Here is a 15,945-nt window from a genome sequence, read left to right on the forward strand (position 1 = left end):
ATGGGAAAATCATTTATTATTCGTAATCAACGTAGTCTAAGTGGACAATCTACAAATGCAGTTTTAGTAACACTGAAATCTTGGCAAAAACTTGTTGAAACTTTCGAAGAGAAATACTACAGCTATAAAGATACATACCTTGAGGATATTGTTGATCATATGACATATGAGGAGCGTATTGCCGATGTGGATGGCTTCGTAGCACAGGCTAAACCATCTTTTTCACGTCGTACACTATCTGCTATTTCGGAAACAATGGGAAGAAAGCATAAATTATATGGCCTTACAAACGCAGATTTGGAAGTCTTCTTATATCTACATAAAAAATGTTACACGAATGGAGTCATTCCAAATGTAACAATACATATGATGTGGGAAGATTACAAACTATATAAAGAAGAATTTGCTTACATACAGCATTCTCAATTCTATATTGCATTAAAGAAATTAAGTATACATAACATTATTACGATTGAAAATGAATTAGATGGTCGATCTACAATTAAATTAACTCATTTTATGAATGAAGAAACTGAAAAGGCGAATGCATATGTTTATATTAGCCCGGTGGTATTTACGAAAGCTTTCTTTGAGCTATCAGTTGCATCTAAGAAGCTATTCTTAGATATTGCTATGCAACAGCACAGTGAAACTACACTAAAACGTTCCTTAGACAAACAAGATGAAAAAGGGAATAAAACTCATTTTGGTGGGATGTACCGCTTTTTACATAAAAAATATCCACATCAAATTCGCGCAGTTATGACAGAATTAACAACTGCATTACCATGTACAGGGACTCCACTATTCAAAATTTGTAAATTACAAAAAGGGGTTAAGAATAAAAAAAGATATACGACTCTATACCTATCCTTACATACGGATTTCTTATGTGCAAAAGAAACAGGAGAAGTACAGTATCGCGATCCATTCACACCAAAGCTTACTTATGCTCGTAAAGCTCGTTTTATCGAATCCGTACTACAAGAAATGAATATTGGTGAATTTACACAAGACATGAACAAGTTTATCCATGTACTTAAATATACATGCCATCGACAAATTCGAAGCGTAATTCATAGCTTACGTGACATGATAGATCGTAATGAAGAGTATCCAAGCAAATTAGTATATACACTGAAAAAATTATTAAATCAAACATCACAATATCAAATTCTTGATACCGCAGCTAAAGAGGGTATTTATCCTCTGATTACACAACATGTTCCAAAAGAACAAAAAGAACAAGCTGTATTTGATTTCGGATTACATTTCTCTATGTACTCTCTAAGAAACATCAAAAAGTTGTTCCGCAAAACGTATGAATTACTAAATTACAAATTTGCTGTACCAGTTACAGAGGAATCTTATCACCGCAACTATCTAAAGTATCAAGAAGAAACGTTGTTTAGAAAGTACGCTTATGAACAAGGTACAAACCTAAACGCTTATATGGCTTTAGAAATAGAAATACGTGAACTCTTAAAGGTAAGAGGATATAAAGAACGCTCTATTCCTAGTGATGTTCGGGAATTGTTCATTGAGAAGATAGATAGATTACCGAAAGAAAAGCTTCGCGTTATTGAAGTACCAGATAACTTTAATTTAATTACATTTATGCGTGCCTTTGAACAGTTAATACGCGCTGGTATCCCAGTAACAACGGCTGAGCAAGTACTGACAGCAATGAAAACGAACTAATCATAATCAGCTCTCTATTTTTGAAAAAAATTCAAGATAGAGGGCTATTCGTGTTGATACGTTTATTTAAAAGAATTTTACTCATTCTTCACATTAAGTAACTTTACTCGATTCTATTCAAAATAGAGTCTTTTTTTATGCAATCATATACAAAAATAGTATAGTACCTATCTATATTTCCACACATACTTCCATAAAAACATGTTATAAGCTGTCTATATACATTCAAATATCTACAAGAAATCATAAGAAAAAAATTAAATTTCGTGGATAAGTAGATAAATAACACATAATGTGAATAATTTAGTGCCATTATCATTGATATAAATGGCTTATATGCCTTCATCTATCAAAAATCATCAATATTAATGTGAGTTATGTGCGAAATTAGGATTATGTTGATTAAATAACATATAATGTGAATCTTTTGTGGGTAACTACAATAAGATTGTGGAAATTCATTGAATTCATATGAAATTTTACGATCGAATAAATATGTTTAATAATGTATTAAATTGTTTCATTTTTTATGTAGGAATACTAAATTCGATTTATGATTATTTGTAGATTTTAAACCATAATAATACCTAATTTTCCATTGTTAAATTCTACTTTTTATGATTTTTTACGCTATGAAATGTTAAGAGGCTTTGTTAGAGTAAGGATATACGTACATTTGCCAGTCCTATATAAGTTTTATCTTTATATTTTTAATATATATATAAGATATATATTTATATTAGATTTTATTAACTACTCTTCAATTACATTGTTACTAAAATGACTGAAAAGATTAATTTACAATTTTTAATTTTATTTTCGAACCACTTAAAAAAATCATACAATAAAAAAAGAGAGCAGCATGTTACCAACATGTGCTCCTCTTTTGATAACTACTACCGTCAGGTGGTGGCTATCAATTATCATTTATTTTTACAAAAACCACTCTTTTTCTGCTTACGAGACGGCGTGAAGAAAGAGTGCTTTTCTTGTTATTAGCACAGTTTCAAAGAATTTAAGATTTTTGTCGAACGTCTTTCCAATTTTGGAATGACGTATTTTTTTAGGGACAAATTCGAAAATCCGTATCATTATCATATGTATTTAGTGTATCTAGAATTCTATATGGATGGTGAAGACATATGAGTCAATATCAAATGCTGTATAGTACACCTTATCTGTATTCTTCTCGAACATTGAATCAAATGTACAAAGCTAATAAGAATGAAGAAAACATATGCGCTATACAAGAGCATATGTTACGTCACGAAGTATACCTGGACCAACAATACCGAGGTTACTATTATTTAAGTCAAAAGATTGAAGAGGAGTTATACGGCGAAGAACATGCATTGTCATGGAATGAGCTATTGGATGATTATCAACTTTATAGAGATCGGAAGGGCAATTTATCTATCAAACCGAAAGGATGAGATAAACATGACAATCATTGGAGAGCTAGGGATTGTATATGGCGTGACCGGAGCTTCAGTTTTAGGAATAAAATTGCTGAAGAAGAAAGGTCTTTATCTTCCAGGTTGGTTGCTACGTGCGGGTCTTAAATGCTTGTTGATTGGGAGTGTTTGGTACGTTCTAATGGATATACTAGATGTGTTTCTGCGTTAGTATTACATCTGGTAGTTGAAGGTGATTATAATAGCGCATCTTAAACCACTTTTTCTAAGCTTCCATACAGGCTCAACTACCTTAAGGAGGTATGGAGGGAATGTTGTCACTTTTATTAATCCCAGCAACCTTTATAACTGTAGCTTATTTTTATCAAAGTAACGGAATGAGTGATAAGAAAAAAATTGCAACGTTTTTTGAAATTACAAAGATATGTGTTCAACATAAAGGTGAATTACAATACCCCATTTTTATAAAAGAAATTAAAGATGATATAAGTATGAATTATGTTTACAAGTTACCACTTGGTGTACCTAGTCAACTTATCCAAAAGTTAGCTGAAGTATTAGAAGAAGGCCTATATAAACCTGTTAAAATATCGTTTCACCAAAGAGAGCTTCATATTCGAGTATTTAGCCAACAAATACCTGAAATGTGGAATTGGTCTAAGGATCTATTAAAAGAGCATACATGGATCGTTATGGTGGGGAAAGCGTTAGATAAATATGTATATCATGACTTTGAGAAAACACCTCATATGTGTGTAAGTGGAATGACTCGTTTTGGAAAGACAGTATTCTTAAAAAATGTGATGACAAGTTTAATTTTACAACAATCTCAACACGTGAAATTTTTTATTGTTGATCTAAAAGAAGGGCTAGAATTTAATCCTTATAAAGATCTATCCCAAGTTGTAGAAGTAGCTGAAAACCCGGAACGGGCGTTAGAGATGTTGGGGAGAGTACGCGAAAAGATGATAAAACAGATTGAAATGATGAAGAAGTCCTATTTTACCAATATCATAGACACATCAATTAGAGAACGTTGCTTCATCATAGTAGATGAAGGAGCAAATCTTTGTCCTACACAAGGATTACCTAAAAAACAACGTGATGTATTATTTTTGTGTCAAGAGATGTTATCTGAAATCGCAAGAATCGGAGGTGGTTTAGGATTCCGGCTCATATTTTGTACGCAATATCCAACCTCTGATACATTGCCAAGACAGATCAAACAAAATGCTGATGCAAAAATAGGCTTTCGATTACCAACGGCTGTTGCTTCCCAAGTTGCTTTGGATGAATCAGGGTTAGAGGATTTGCCTTCTCTTCCAGGAAGAGCATTGTTTAAAACAGATCGTACAGAGGAAATCCAGGTACCTTATTTAAAGGATACAGATATGTGGGAGTTGCTAAAACAATATAAGGTGGTGAAGCAACATGAGGCATCAAACACTCAAACAGAAAGCGAGACAAATCGAGATTTTATCCACTTTGGGTAAGTTAGATTTTTTAACTAGGAGGCAACTACAAGCCATCCACTGTCTAGGGAGTATTAGAAATGCAAATCGTATATTAAAGGATATGCACTCGTATTTTCACATTACAAGAATGGCTCGTGAACATGTATATTATTTAAATAAAAAGGGACGGGATTTATTAGGCATTACAAAAGAAGTAAAGAAAAGTAGTCAATTACAGCACATATTAATGCGAAACGAAAGCTGGATGTGGCTTGGATTTCCAGAATGGAAAACAGAAAGACCTATCGATTTTTCAATCAATGGTCAACGGTATCAGATTATTCCTGACGCAACGTATTTTGAGGATAATGTTCCCCATTTTGTTGAAATAGATCGTATGCAACATATGAAGGCAAACGAACATAAAATACAGTTATATGGCCATATAACAGATATCTATAAAAAACAGAATGCTATTGTTCCAGTAATTATCTTTTTCACATTATCAGACTATCGGCAATCCAAATTAGAACAATATGCTGTAAAGCAAAATGTATTTATGAGAACGTTCGTGATGGACCACATATTCTAGGAGTCTTAAATATTGATGTCCCAAAAGTCATGATAATCAATGCGGTTATCAAATTTTCTTAGTGTTTTAATGATTTTAGTTGCGGATGTTAAAGTGGGAACACGATCCTTTTTATTCGCTAAATCACTTATTAATGATTTACTTAATCCAGTTTTTTGTACTAACCACTGTTGTTTAATTCCTCTACGATCTAAATAGTCACCAAATGGAGTTCTCTTTTTTCCTAGACCAAACATAAGGAATCCCTCCTAATAAAGAATATCGTACTTATAGCTTGTACAATATTCCATAAAACTAAACCTTTGTTCATAAATATGGAATTATAATTTGAAACAAAGCATAGAATAATATAAAGAAAATCAAAAAAATGTGTAATAATTTTGAAGAATGTAGCATTCATAGTAATAGCTACAAGTTGCTGATACACTATTCTAATGGCAACTTGTTGCAAAAGGTATTCCTATAAAATTAAAAGCTTAAACCCATTGGTACACAAGGGTTTAGGCTTTTTTTAATTTATGGAGTAATGAAAACGAGTTTAATAAATTAAGAGATACTATATTGTTCAGTGGTCGAATATTGAAGAAATATATGTACATAATTTCACGTACCATAATGATAATAAAAAAATATTTTCTAAATGGTTGTATAACACAAAACAATAGGTTCATAGCAAGAACGAACGTTCTCTTTTTGGAGGTGAAACAATGTTTGATTACTCAAAATATATGAATCGAATGATTTTATGCATAGATCTTTGTTCATATTTCGCTAGTTGTGCGTGTGTCATAAGAGGATTAGTTTCATTAAAAGTAAAATTAGCTGTTGTTGGAGACTTAAATCGAAATGGATTTATTGTGTTGGCTGCGACTCTTGATATGGGAAAATTAGGGGTTTACACAGCAACCAGATTATACGAAATACCAAGAGATCCAAATATAATTGTCGTAAATGCAACAATGAGAAGATATGTTGCAATCTCAGATCAGATCACAGAAAGTTACACGAAGTATGTAGCATTAGAGGATCTACACGTTTACTCAATAGATGAGTACTTTCTAGACATGCAACAAACGGCTCATCTTTTCGGGTGAGATCCAATGATAATTGCTAAAAGGATTCAAAGAGAAATATATGACACAACTGGCATAACAGCATCTATTGGAATTGGACCGGATTTGTTTCTTTAAAAAATTGCTCTAGACGTGGAAAGTAAACATTCAAACTCTAGGATTGCTATGTGGACATACGAGGATGTTTCTAAAAAGTTATGGGGAATCGGAATGGCTACTGAAGAGGTGTTGCATGGAATGGGACTATTTTCCTTGAAGGATGTTGCAAAAATACCTAAAGAACTTCTAATAAAGCGATTTGGCAAAGTAAAAGGTGAAGAATCATATCTCGTTTCTCATATGGTATTGATGAGAGCCAGATTGCTACTAAATACATTCTGAAAAGCACTTTTATTACAAAAGGGCAAATATTATTAGAAGACTGTTTTAGCCCCAACAAATTAAAAATGCTTCTTCTAGAACAAATAAAAGAAACCTGTTTTCGCTTACAATCTTTTGACATGATATATAATTATAATAGTAATTTTCGTATTTCTTCTGTACTGAGACAAGTGAATTTTGCAATATCTTCTAATGGCATTCCATTTTTATGCATACCACGAATTAATTGGATTTTCCCTTGTTCAATACCTTCTTCTAATCCTTCTTCTCGTGCATGAACTATTTTAGCTTGTTTATCTAGAAGTATTTTCTCACGAGCTTCATAACCGCTTCAAAAGGTATTTATTTTATAGAAGTACTTCAAATATGGAGTCTTTAATGTTTTGAAGCAATGTTTTTCATAGATGTCTACCTACTTCAAAAGGTATACCTTTTGGTGTATATACTATTTGGTATTTTTTATATTATTTAACATTGAATGTTTTTGAGGGGCGGATTCGCAAAGTTTTTTAATTGTAAATATTATTGTTTGTATCTAGATGATTAATAAACTGAATATTCGGTGTGTTATTTATCAAATTAATAAATAATACAAATATTGAAAAACATGGTAATATATTCTTGTATTTGTAAAATATTTCTAGGAGGTAATCGGATGATAAGTAAAAAATTTGTAACTGGTACTATTGTATCGACATTATTGGTTCTTTCTGCTTCCCCGTCTTTAGCGGCTGTTAATGAAAAACAAGTACAAAAAACAAATTCTGTTCAAGAGGTTCAAAGCGAAAAAAGTGCAGAAGTTAAATTTAACAATGAACAAGAGATGTACGATATTGCACAAAAAGCAGAGAAATATTTTGTGAAGAATGTAGATGGTACAATTGCACTTAATGCAACTGCGGAACAACTCGGAACTACTGAAGAAAATTTAAATCAGTATAGAAAAGGTGTAGAAGCTATTAATCTAGCAGTTGCAACTGGTAACGTGAAGGTCAATGTAAATGCAAATACGAATTCATTGGCATTAGAAACGGTTGCTCCTTCAAATCATTCAACTCTTCCTAGTTGGACATGGAATAGTGATTTTTATGGTTGGAACTTTTATTTAAGTAACTCCGAATCAAAGACATTTGTATACAACTGTAATAAATGGGCAGCAGGTGCAGCGGGTGTTGCTGTTATCACTGGTTATGTAGCGGCTATGGGTGTACCTCAGGCTGCGGCAGCTGCGCTAGCGGCTGGGTTAATTTCAGCAGGTCTTTGGTGGGTAGGAAATGAAGTGGATTATAGAATGACTAGTAAAGGAACAAAAATATATTTGAGTAACTGGAATCCAGTAAATATTGTACAAATTTCGGGTAGATAAAATAATATTTTAAAAGAAAACAATGTATATTCATTGTTTTCTTTTATTTAGGAGGTTACTACATTTATGATTGTATTTTTCTTAATATTATCTTTATGTGGATATGTAATTTTAAAATACTCTAATATGTCTTTACCATCTTACATTACGTATTTTTTAAGCGCATTTATCATTATATGTGTATCTATATTAATCTTAAAATTAGATGTTAAACCAGAAATCAAATATACAATTTTTGGTTTTTCTCTCTTTGTTCTTTTGCATAATCTTGTCATAGGAGCAAAAATGTTATTTAAATGAATAATTTTATATAATGAAGGCACTCATTATTTTGTTTGAGTGCCTTCATTATATAAATTATATATTATTTTTTAAATACACTTGGTTCTTCAACCCTAAAGGAAATTACTTCTCCGCAATCAAGACAAAATGTAGTTAATAGTTTAGAACGTTTCCCACCTTTGAAGATTGTACTATGAATATTTTCATAAATATACGCATGATAACCGAATCCTACTTTTCCTTCTTTAAGATTAGTAGATCCACATTTATCACATTTTGAATTTTGCATATTGTAAACCTCCTTTTCTATAATATTATCATGATTTTTATAAGGGGATCATTTTTAAAAAAATATTGTATTGAAAAATAATTTAAGATACCTCTATCCCGATAAAATACAGCAAAGACCGTGCGAGCTTCGTCGATTTATTCTAAGAGGCGTGTGTTCTTTATAAAATGATTGGATTTTACGATAGAATATTGTTTAAGGAATTGTAGTTTTATTGTATAGGAGGGGATTATTTGGGTTCTGGTGCAAAAAATACTCGATAGAAACATAGAGTGTCAATTTCTTTTAAATTGCTAGCTTATGAAGCTAGTCCAAACAATTTATGAATAAATTCTTTTTGATTTTGGACAGACTTTTCCCTTTGGAGAGTCTGTCCTTTTTTGATCATGTGCATAGCCTCTATCCCCGCAATAATTCGTTTAGCAGTTCGCAAGGACTTTAACCCAAGCATCGGGCGAATTCGTTTTTTAATGAAGCGATGATCCTGCTCTACGATATTGTTGAGATATTTCACTTGTCTTAGTTGGATGCCTTCAGGCATCTGCTTTTCTTCTTTTAACTCTTGGATAGCGATGGGATAAGCTGGGTTCTTGTCTACAGTTATTACACGAGGCCTAGAAACGTGCGAAAAAGCCAAGGCTTTCTTAAAAAAGCGCTTGGCTGCTTGTTTATCCCTTGATTCACTTAGATAAAAATCAATGGTATTCCCTTCTGAATCAACGGCACGATACAGATACAGCCATTGACCTTTGACTTTCACATAGGTTTCATCGACTCTCCAGGAATCATTGGTTGACTGAAGATGACGCCGTACTCGTTCATCTAATTCAGGTCCATATTGATGTACCCAACGCATGATGGTTGTATGAGCAATAGATAGTCCGCGTTCTTCCATCATTTCCACCAAATCACGAAAACTGAGGCTGTACCGTAGGTACCATCTCACGGTTAATAAAATAATATCAGGCTGATAATGTTTCCATTTGAATTCTACTGGTTTTTTCATACCGATACACGTCCTTTTTAGTTTAGTAGTATCAGTATGTCCAAGTTTACTAGATTTCTTGCACCAGAACCATCCGAAGCATACAGATGAAAAACCATATCAAACGATTTACACGTACGAGAATGATAGATTAGTAAACGTAACGGATCCGTTAGGAAAAGCATCGACATTATCATACAATACAGATGCAAAAGAAGTGTCTGTGGTGGATGCGAAAGGCCGTAAGGCAATTTATAGTTATAATGATGCTGGTAATCCAGTGAAAACCATTGTAGATGCTGGGCGTCTTAACTTAACAACAACGTATGAATACAGCGCAAATAATCTAGTAAAAACAACAACACCTAAAAATCAAACGGAGTCCTTTACGTACGATAACAACGGAAACGTAACATCTGCGACGGATGCAATGGGAACCGAGAAGTTTGAGTATAATCAAAACAATGGTGTTGTAAGTGCAACAGATAACGAGGATCGTAAAACAACAGTTGCCTATAAGGCAGCAAATACAGAGGTTTCTGTCACGGATCAATCGTCTCATACCGCGTCTGTCACACAGCACGATCAGTATGGGAATCCAACGGAAACAAGTAAAGACATTGGAACAGGAGAGAATCTCCTACAAAATCCAAGTTTTGAACTGGATACAATTGAAAAGTGGACACAAGTAGCTCATAATAACCAAGGTACTTTATCAAAAGATACTGTTCCAGCACCTGGCGGTCTGGGCGGAGCATCTTCGCTAAAGATTACAACCAAAGCAAGTACCAACGATTGGGGCTATATCGCCGCAATCCAAGACGTTACGTTGGAACCAAATACAACGTATACATTGAGTGGTATGCTGAAGACAGCATTATCACCAGGGATTGGAGCCTTCTTTAACGTTCAGTTATTGAAAGAAGATGGTTCAGCTGTTGATGGTGGCGGTTGGAACGATAATCGCTATAATAAATTACAAGGTGAAAAGGATTGGACAAATCGCCAAGTTACTTTTAAAACAACAGATCAAACGAGAAAAGCAAGAATTTACTTACAAGTAGAAAACGGTGGAGCTTCTACAAGTGGTACAGCTTGGTTTGATAAATTGCAGCTTGAAAAAGGAGAAACATCTTCTAGTTTTAATCCTATTACGAACAGTAGCCTAGAGAATATGATGGGAAATGATTGTATTCCAGGATGGATTAGAGGAGATGGCACAAGTTGTGATAAGAAAGACACAGCACATGAAGGATTCACAGGAGAATCATCTATTGTATTAGAGCGTAGTCAATATGGTGGCTCAAATGTTGGTTATAGTACAAGAGTAACTTTAAATCAGAAAACAGCGGCACCTTTAACATTGACGGGGATGTCTAAATCTGAAAATGTAGAAAATGATGCCCCTGATAAACTTTCAAAAGATTATTCTGTTTGGGCAGATGTGTATTATCAAGATGGTAGTGGTGAAAATTATCAAGCAAAATTCCCAAGTGGGACAAATGATTGGAACCGTAGCGCCGTACTCATTCCGGCGAAAAAACCAATTAAATTTATTCAAGTGTATCTTTTATTTAGAAACAATAATAAAGGAAAAGTATGGTTTGATGATGTACGATTATTAGAAGGTAATGTCCTTGTTAAAAATGAGTACGATAAAGATAGCAATGTAACCGCAACATACGATGAAGAGGGCAATAAAAATACTTTCACATATGACACTTCTGGAAATAAGACAAGTGAAACAGATGAAAAAGGAAATACCAAAGCATACGATTACAGCAAGGATAATCAGCTGAAAAAAGTGACACTGAAAAATGGAACTTCTGTTGGGTATAGTTACGATCATAATGGAAATACAACGGAAAAATCCGTGATGTTTGGTGGAAAAACACAAACGCACAAATATGAATATGACGTAGATAATAAAAATACACTATTCATGGATGCATTAAATCGTCGTATTGAGCATGAATACGATGCAAGTGCAAACAAGACAAAAACAAAAATGCCGAGCGGCGCAACAATTGAATGGAGCTACGATACCGCAGATCGTATGGTAAGTGAAAAACGAAACGGGAAAGACGCTTTTACGTTCGAACGTGACGCAAATGGGCAAGAAACAAAAGTGAAAGACCATGTCAATGGCATGGAACGAGGAAAAACATACGATACTGCAGATCGTATTACAAGTATGACAGATAGCCGAGGCGGAAAAGTAGACTGGGCGTATCATGATAAAACAAATAGTAAATCAGAAAAATTAAGAGAACAAACCCTTACGCATGGTGGATACAGCAATAAAGTATCATACGATTACAATACTGCGGATCAAAACATTAAAGTAACAGATGGTGCATCTACGTACCGATTTGATTATGATGAAGCAGGTCATGTGCGTACGTATACAGCTGCGAATGGAACAGGTTCGACATTTAACTATGATCATATAGGAAAATTGTCTGACCTAGTCATTGGAACACCGAATCAAATCCTGTTATCAGAGCGATATCAGTATGATAAAACGGGCAACCGTACGAAAATTACACATGAAGGTACGGGTGGAAAAGTAACAGAAACAAATTACGTATATGACCCAATTAATCAGTTACTGAAAGAATCTTTACCAAATGGAACGGTAAAAGACTATACGTATGATGGATTTGGAAACCGTACAAGTGTAAAAGTAACAGAGAATGGAAAAGAAACAAAATCGATTACCGCAACATTTAACGAAGGAAATCAGCTTGTAAAGTTCGGAAACGAATCTCTTTCTTATGACGCAAATGGAAACCGAACATCTGATGACAAATTCACATACACATGGAATGAAGCAGACCAACTTGTCGCTTTAACGAAAAAAGGTGAAAGCAATCCGTTCGCAACATATAAGTACGACGATGATAAACGCCGTATTGAAAAGAATGTCAACGGTGCAGTCACACGTTACTTCTACGATGGTGACAGCATTAATCCATTATATGAAACAGATGGAAATGGTAACGTCCTTCGTCAATATGTGTACTCCATAGACGGTGCACGTCTCGCGATGAAATCCCAAGGGCAAACCTTATTTTACCACTACAGCTCCCGTGGTGATGTAGTAGCGATGACAGATGAAAGGGGTCAAATAGTCGCAAACTATGAATATGACGCATGGGGGAACGTATTAAAGAGTGACGCAAAAGGAATTGCAGCAGACAATCCATTTGGCTATGCAGGATACATGTATGATAAAGAAATTGGCATGTATTACTTAATGGCTCGTTACTATACCTCAGACCATGGTGTATTCATCTCAGCAGATCCAGACCCGGGTGATGAGGATGATCCTGTTACACAGAATGGGTATACGTATGCAGATAATAATCCGGCGATGATGACAGATCCAGATGGCCATTTTGCTCAGTTTTTAATTCCAATAGCTATACATGGAGCGAGAATGGCTGCACCTCATGTTATGAGATATGCTGGGCGTGTAACAGCTAAGCATTTGGCTAAAAGGCATACGGTTTATGTTTTGAAAAATAGTGCAGGAAAAGTTAAATATGTTGGAAGAACCGTTAATCCGGCTGCTAGAAAATTAGCACACAAAGCAGTACATCGTGATCTGAAATTTACACGTGTAAGACGTAATTTAAATTATTTTGAGGCAAGGGGGATGGAACAGCGTTTCTATCTAAAATATGGTGGAAAGGAAGGATTGCGAAATAGAATTAGACCAATAAGTAAAAAAAATAAAAACTATAAATTCTATATGCAGCAAAGTCGTGCGAAATATAAAAAGTGGAAGTAACTGTGAAAGTTGTTTTTATTTTGTCACAGGATAGCATTAAATATCCCTCTAAATTTATTAGAGGGATATTTTGTAAAATGATTTATTTTTATTTATATTGAATTGATTTTGGATTTAAATAATATTTGAAGGAGTGAATTTAATGTTTCCGATAGGTGAACAGCCGAATATTCGTAAAGATTTAGTTGGAATAAATAATGATGTAAAAGAGTTAGCTATTAGCGGTAAAACAAAGAATATAGAACTATTAGGTGAATTGAAAATTAAGGAATTATGGGTTTTTGCAGTGAATCAAAAGCAGTTTGATAAAATTATGATGCATGTTAATCCTGAATTACTATATGTTTATGAAATGAGGGTAGAAAATTTATCGATACTACAAATGATGTCTAATTTAAGGGCATTATATTTATGTTGGAATACTAAAAATACTGATTTATGGGATTTTAGTTATAATAAAAACCTTTCTTATCTATTAATAGAAGATTTCTCGAAATTAGAAGACTTGACACCAATAAAAGATGGACAAAATTTAGAGGGTCTCTATTTAGGAGGAGGGATAGTAAAAGCACTTAATGTAAAAACTTTGAATCCGATTGGTAATTTATTGAAGTTAAGTGATTTAACCTTAATGAATATAAAGGTTAAAGATCGTTCTTTAGAGCCATTAATGAATTTGAAAAGGCTTAAGAAATTAAATTTATCTAATCAATTCCCTATGGAAGAATACGCCAAATTATCGGTGGTATTAAACAATACAGAATGTGAATTTTTTAAACCATATGTACGCATGGAGTCCACAGAAGGAAAGGATATAATGATGATTGGTAGAAAAAGACCTTTCCTTAATTCAAAGACAGACGTTGAAAAAATAAAAAAATATGAACAAGAATTCAAAAATACACAGGAAGAATTTAGAAATGAAAACAAATGAAGATATATATAGTAAGTTATTTAATAGAAAAACAACAAATTAGAAAAGAAACATGGATTTGTCGAAGAAACACAATATAAATTGGTCTGAAGGAGATTTATAATGTTAGAAACAGTTCATGAAAGACAGGAACGAGAAAAACAGGATATAGAAACGCTAACAGCTTTGAAGAAGGCAGGATCTAATTTATCAAAAGTACATTACCTAGAACATTATTTCTTAGTAGATACTATAGAAATAGCAGAGAAAATAGCAGATGTACTACATGTAAAAGGTTATGCTATTTATAAACCATCTGAACAAATTGCAGAAGATGGGTTAAGTTACTATGTATTTATAGTGGGGAAAAATTGTATACCAACAAAAGAAAATGTTTGGAAAGAAACAAAACACATGGCGGAGTTAGCAGTTTTATATAGTGGAACATGTAATAGTTATGATGGGTGGGAAACACAAATTGTAGAGTAATATATAATGAAAGACTATTCTAAATTAAATTTCAGATAGTCTTTTTTATTGTGAGAAAAGGAAAAGCTAAAGGATTTCATGGTCACCATATTAATAGTGTAAAAACAAATCCTTACTCAGCTGCAAATCCTAGAAACATTAAATTTCTCACACCGAAGCAGCACATTAATGCACATAGGGGTAGCTGGAGAAATCCTACAAAAGGTAAATTGATTAGAAGAAGGTAGTACAATATAACTGGTAACTATCAAAAATGGGAAGAGGGATTTTCTTGAATTATAATAAAAAAATTAAAGAGCTTTTAGATTGTGTAGACCAAGCTGATGATAATGAAATCGAATGGAAATCTATGTCTATAGAATTTTTTAATAGCAGTGAAATAGAAGAAGGGCAAGTAGGGTATCACGTTGATTTAGATGGACAAGATTTAACTAGTGATAAAGAAGGCGACTGGAGAGAAGAGTGGATTGTAATTGGAATGGACTCTTATGTAGGAGACCCAGTTTTTGTAGATATTAACGATATAAATCTTCCTGTTTATACAGCTGAACATGGAGAGGATTTTTGGAATCCCGTACGTATAGGGGATAGTATAGACGAGGTAATTCAACAATTTAAACAAAATAAAGCATAAGATAGGCGGACAAATAATGGATTCATGGGAAAAAGAAATGTTACAGGAGCATGGTTGGTATATGCATGCGGTATTAGCTGAAGATTATGATGAGATTCATGCCAATTATCACACTCATGGCTTAACACATAAGTATAACCATCAAGATTTGCAAATAATACTAAATATTGATCCGGAAGTAGCACATGATATTTTTTACACTGTAGTAGAAGAAATTAAATATGGAAAAAAGTTTGAGGAAGGAATTGAGTATTATAATATTATTGAAAATAATCCTGTAATTATGAAGTCCTTTAAAGAAATGAATCGAGAAGTTTTAAGAATTTTATTACCTGATGAAAGAGGGGTTTTACCAACTCATCCAGATTGTAGTGAAGATTATAAGACTCAATTAGATAACATTGAAGATTAAAACGATAAGTAAAAGAGTTCTGTTATGAATTTTTTGAACTGCAAAGAATCTAGATGATCATCTTCATATCGCTATACACCCATTAATAATTTCTGTACTTCATTGTAGAGATACGGAAACGATTATGGATATGAGGGGCCACATCTGATAATTTTTTAAAGTA

The 15,945-nt window shown here is 33.4% G+C and carries 14 protein-coding genes and 3 pseudogenes; 13 read left to right on the forward strand and 4 right to left on the reverse strand.

The genetic code is table 11. From position 1 onward, the window contains the following. The 5 genes from EXW56_RS26725 to EXW56_RS26745 form a co-directional block, all read left to right on the forward strand. On the forward strand, positions 1-1,701 hold a 1,701-nt coding region (locus EXW56_RS26725), incomplete at its 5' end, for a hypothetical protein (RefSeq protein ID WP_215558685.1). Positions 1,702-2,843: 1,142 nt separating this feature from the next. Then, complete coding sequence (locus EXW56_RS26730) at positions 2,844-3,134, forward strand: phage protein (RefSeq protein WP_033717025.1); 291 nt, start codon at positions 2,844-2,846, stop codon at positions 3,132-3,134. A 7-nt stretch (positions 3,135-3,141) separates the two neighbouring features. After that, positions 3,142-3,327 (forward strand): hypothetical protein, encoded by a 186-nt coding sequence (locus tag EXW56_RS26735; RefSeq protein ID WP_002107213.1) that lies wholly within the window; start codon positions 3,142-3,144, stop codon positions 3,325-3,327. A gap of 100 nt (positions 3,328-3,427) precedes the next feature. Then, entirely contained in the window at positions 3,428-4,609 is a 1,182-nt protein-coding gene (locus EXW56_RS26740) for an FtsK/SpoIIIE domain-containing protein (protein ID WP_215558686.1), read from the forward strand. Beyond that, the gene (locus EXW56_RS26745) at positions 4,548-5,162 is read left to right on the forward strand and encodes a replication-relaxation family protein (RefSeq protein ID WP_215558687.1); all 615 of its coding nucleotides are present in this window, start codon (positions 4,548-4,550) and stop codon (positions 5,160-5,162) included. The genes EXW56_RS26740 and EXW56_RS26745 overlap by 62 nt, the downstream gene beginning before the upstream one ends. Positions 5,163-5,167: 5 nt before the next feature. On the opposite strand, the gene EXW56_RS26750 is transcribed toward EXW56_RS26745, so the two are convergent. Continuing rightward, positions 5,168-5,398 (reverse strand): helix-turn-helix domain-containing protein, encoded by a 231-nt coding sequence (locus tag EXW56_RS26750; protein WP_000467332.1) that lies wholly within the window; start codon positions 5,396-5,398, stop codon positions 5,168-5,170. A gap of 501 nt (positions 5,399-5,899) precedes the next feature. On the opposite strand from EXW56_RS26750, the pseudogene EXW56_RS28155 reads away from it, so the two are divergent. Together EXW56_RS28155 and EXW56_RS28160 are read left to right on the forward strand one after the other, a co-directional pair. Next, a pseudogene (locus tag EXW56_RS28155) lies at positions 5,900-6,352 on the forward strand (damage repair protein). Between the two features lie 93 nt (positions 6,353-6,445). Then, on the forward strand, positions 6,446-6,616 hold the full coding sequence (locus EXW56_RS28160) for a hypothetical protein (protein ID WP_252188366.1): 171 nt from the start codon (positions 6,446-6,448) through the stop codon (positions 6,614-6,616). A gap of 130 nt (positions 6,617-6,746) precedes the next feature. Here the strand turns inward: EXW56_RS28160 and EXW56_RS27795 are convergent. Beyond that, positions 6,747-6,947 (reverse strand): annotated as a pseudogene (locus tag EXW56_RS27795) (Rpn family recombination-promoting nuclease/putative transposase); the annotation flags it as partial. A gap of 324 nt (positions 6,948-7,271) precedes the next feature. On the opposite strand from EXW56_RS27795, the gene EXW56_RS26760 reads away from it, so the two are divergent. Further along, positions 7,272-7,982 (forward strand): hypothetical protein, encoded by a 711-nt coding sequence (locus tag EXW56_RS26760; RefSeq protein ID WP_215558688.1) that lies wholly within the window; start codon positions 7,272-7,274, stop codon positions 7,980-7,982. A gap of 364 nt (positions 7,983-8,346) precedes the next feature. Here EXW56_RS26760 and EXW56_RS26765 read toward each other — a convergent pair whose 3' ends face one another. Together EXW56_RS26765 and EXW56_RS26770 are read right to left on the reverse strand one after the other, a co-directional pair. Next, the gene (locus tag EXW56_RS26765) at positions 8,347-8,553 is read right to left on the reverse strand and encodes a hypothetical protein (protein ID WP_215558689.1); all 207 of its coding nucleotides are present in this window, start codon (positions 8,551-8,553) and stop codon (positions 8,347-8,349) included. Between the two features lie 298 nt (positions 8,554-8,851). Further along, entirely contained in the window at positions 8,852-9,559 is a 708-nt protein-coding gene (locus EXW56_RS26770) for an IS6 family transposase (RefSeq protein ID WP_215558690.1), read from the reverse strand. Positions 9,560-9,620: 61 nt separating this feature from the next. Here EXW56_RS26770 and EXW56_RS26775 point away from each other — a divergent pair. From EXW56_RS26775 to EXW56_RS26795, 5 genes and pseudogenes are all read left to right on the forward strand, one after another. Next, positions 9,621-13,334 (forward strand): annotated as a pseudogene (locus EXW56_RS26775) (RHS repeat domain-containing protein); the annotation flags it as partial. A 142-nt stretch (positions 13,335-13,476) separates the two neighbouring features. After that, positions 13,477-14,268, forward strand: coding sequence for a leucine-rich repeat domain-containing protein (locus tag EXW56_RS26780; protein WP_215558693.1), 792 nt, complete (start codon positions 13,477-13,479; stop codon positions 14,266-14,268). Between the two features lie 102 nt (positions 14,269-14,370). Next, positions 14,371-14,736: a ribonuclease E inhibitor RraB gene (locus EXW56_RS26785; RefSeq protein ID WP_215558694.1), complete on the forward strand. Its 366-nt coding sequence runs from the start codon at positions 14,371-14,373 to the stop codon at positions 14,734-14,736. Between the two features lie 253 nt (positions 14,737-14,989). Beyond that, complete coding sequence (locus tag EXW56_RS26790; RefSeq protein ID WP_215558695.1) at positions 14,990-15,370, forward strand: hypothetical protein; 381 nt, start codon at positions 14,990-14,992, stop codon at positions 15,368-15,370. Between the two features lie 16 nt (positions 15,371-15,386). After that, a complete protein-coding gene (locus EXW56_RS26795; protein WP_215558696.1) occupies positions 15,387-15,782 on the forward strand; it encodes a DUF4262 domain-containing protein in 396 nt (131 codons plus the stop codon). Positions 15,783-15,945: the final 163 nt, after the last annotated feature.

Source organism: Bacillus mycoides (assembly GCF_018742245.1).
Classification (GTDB): domain Bacteria; phylum Bacillota; class Bacilli; order Bacillales; family Bacillaceae_G; genus Bacillus_A; species Bacillus_A cereus_U.

Coding starts and splice junctions, on each gene's coding strand:
- EXW56_RS26730 (WP_033717025.1), top strand. CDS start 2,844: ATGAGTCAATATCAAATGCTGTATAGTACACCTTATCTGTATTCTTCT.
- EXW56_RS26735 (WP_002107213.1), top strand. CDS start 3,142: ATGACAATCATTGGAGAGCTAGGGATTGTATATGGCGTGACCGGAGCT.
- EXW56_RS26740 (WP_215558686.1), top strand. CDS start 3,428: ATGTTGTCACTTTTATTAATCCCAGCAACCTTTATAACTGTAGCTTAT.
- EXW56_RS26745 (WP_215558687.1), top strand. CDS start 4,548: ATGAGGCATCAAACACTCAAACAGAAAGCGAGACAAATCGAGATTTTA.
- EXW56_RS26750 (WP_000467332.1), bottom strand. CDS start 5,398: ATGTTTGGTCTAGGAAAAAAGAGAACTCCATTTGGTGACTATTTAGAT.
- EXW56_RS28160 (WP_252188366.1), top strand. CDS start 6,446: ATGGCTACTGAAGAGGTGTTGCATGGAATGGGACTATTTTCCTTGAAG.
- EXW56_RS26760 (WP_215558688.1), top strand. CDS start 7,272: ATGATAAGTAAAAAATTTGTAACTGGTACTATTGTATCGACATTATTG.
- EXW56_RS26765 (WP_215558689.1), bottom strand. CDS start 8,553: ATGCAAAATTCAAAATGTGATAAATGTGGATCTACTAATCTTAAAGAA.
- EXW56_RS26770 (WP_215558690.1), bottom strand. CDS start 9,559: ATGAAAAAACCAGTAGAATTCAAATGGAAACATTATCAGCCTGATATT.
- EXW56_RS26780 (WP_215558693.1), top strand. CDS start 13,477: ATGTTTCCGATAGGTGAACAGCCGAATATTCGTAAAGATTTAGTTGGA.
- EXW56_RS26785 (WP_215558694.1), top strand. CDS start 14,371: ATGTTAGAAACAGTTCATGAAAGACAGGAACGAGAAAAACAGGATATA.
- EXW56_RS26790 (WP_215558695.1), top strand. CDS start 14,990: ATGGGAAGAGGGATTTTCTTGAATTATAATAAAAAAATTAAAGAGCTT.
- EXW56_RS26795 (WP_215558696.1), top strand. CDS start 15,387: ATGGATTCATGGGAAAAAGAAATGTTACAGGAGCATGGTTGGTATATG.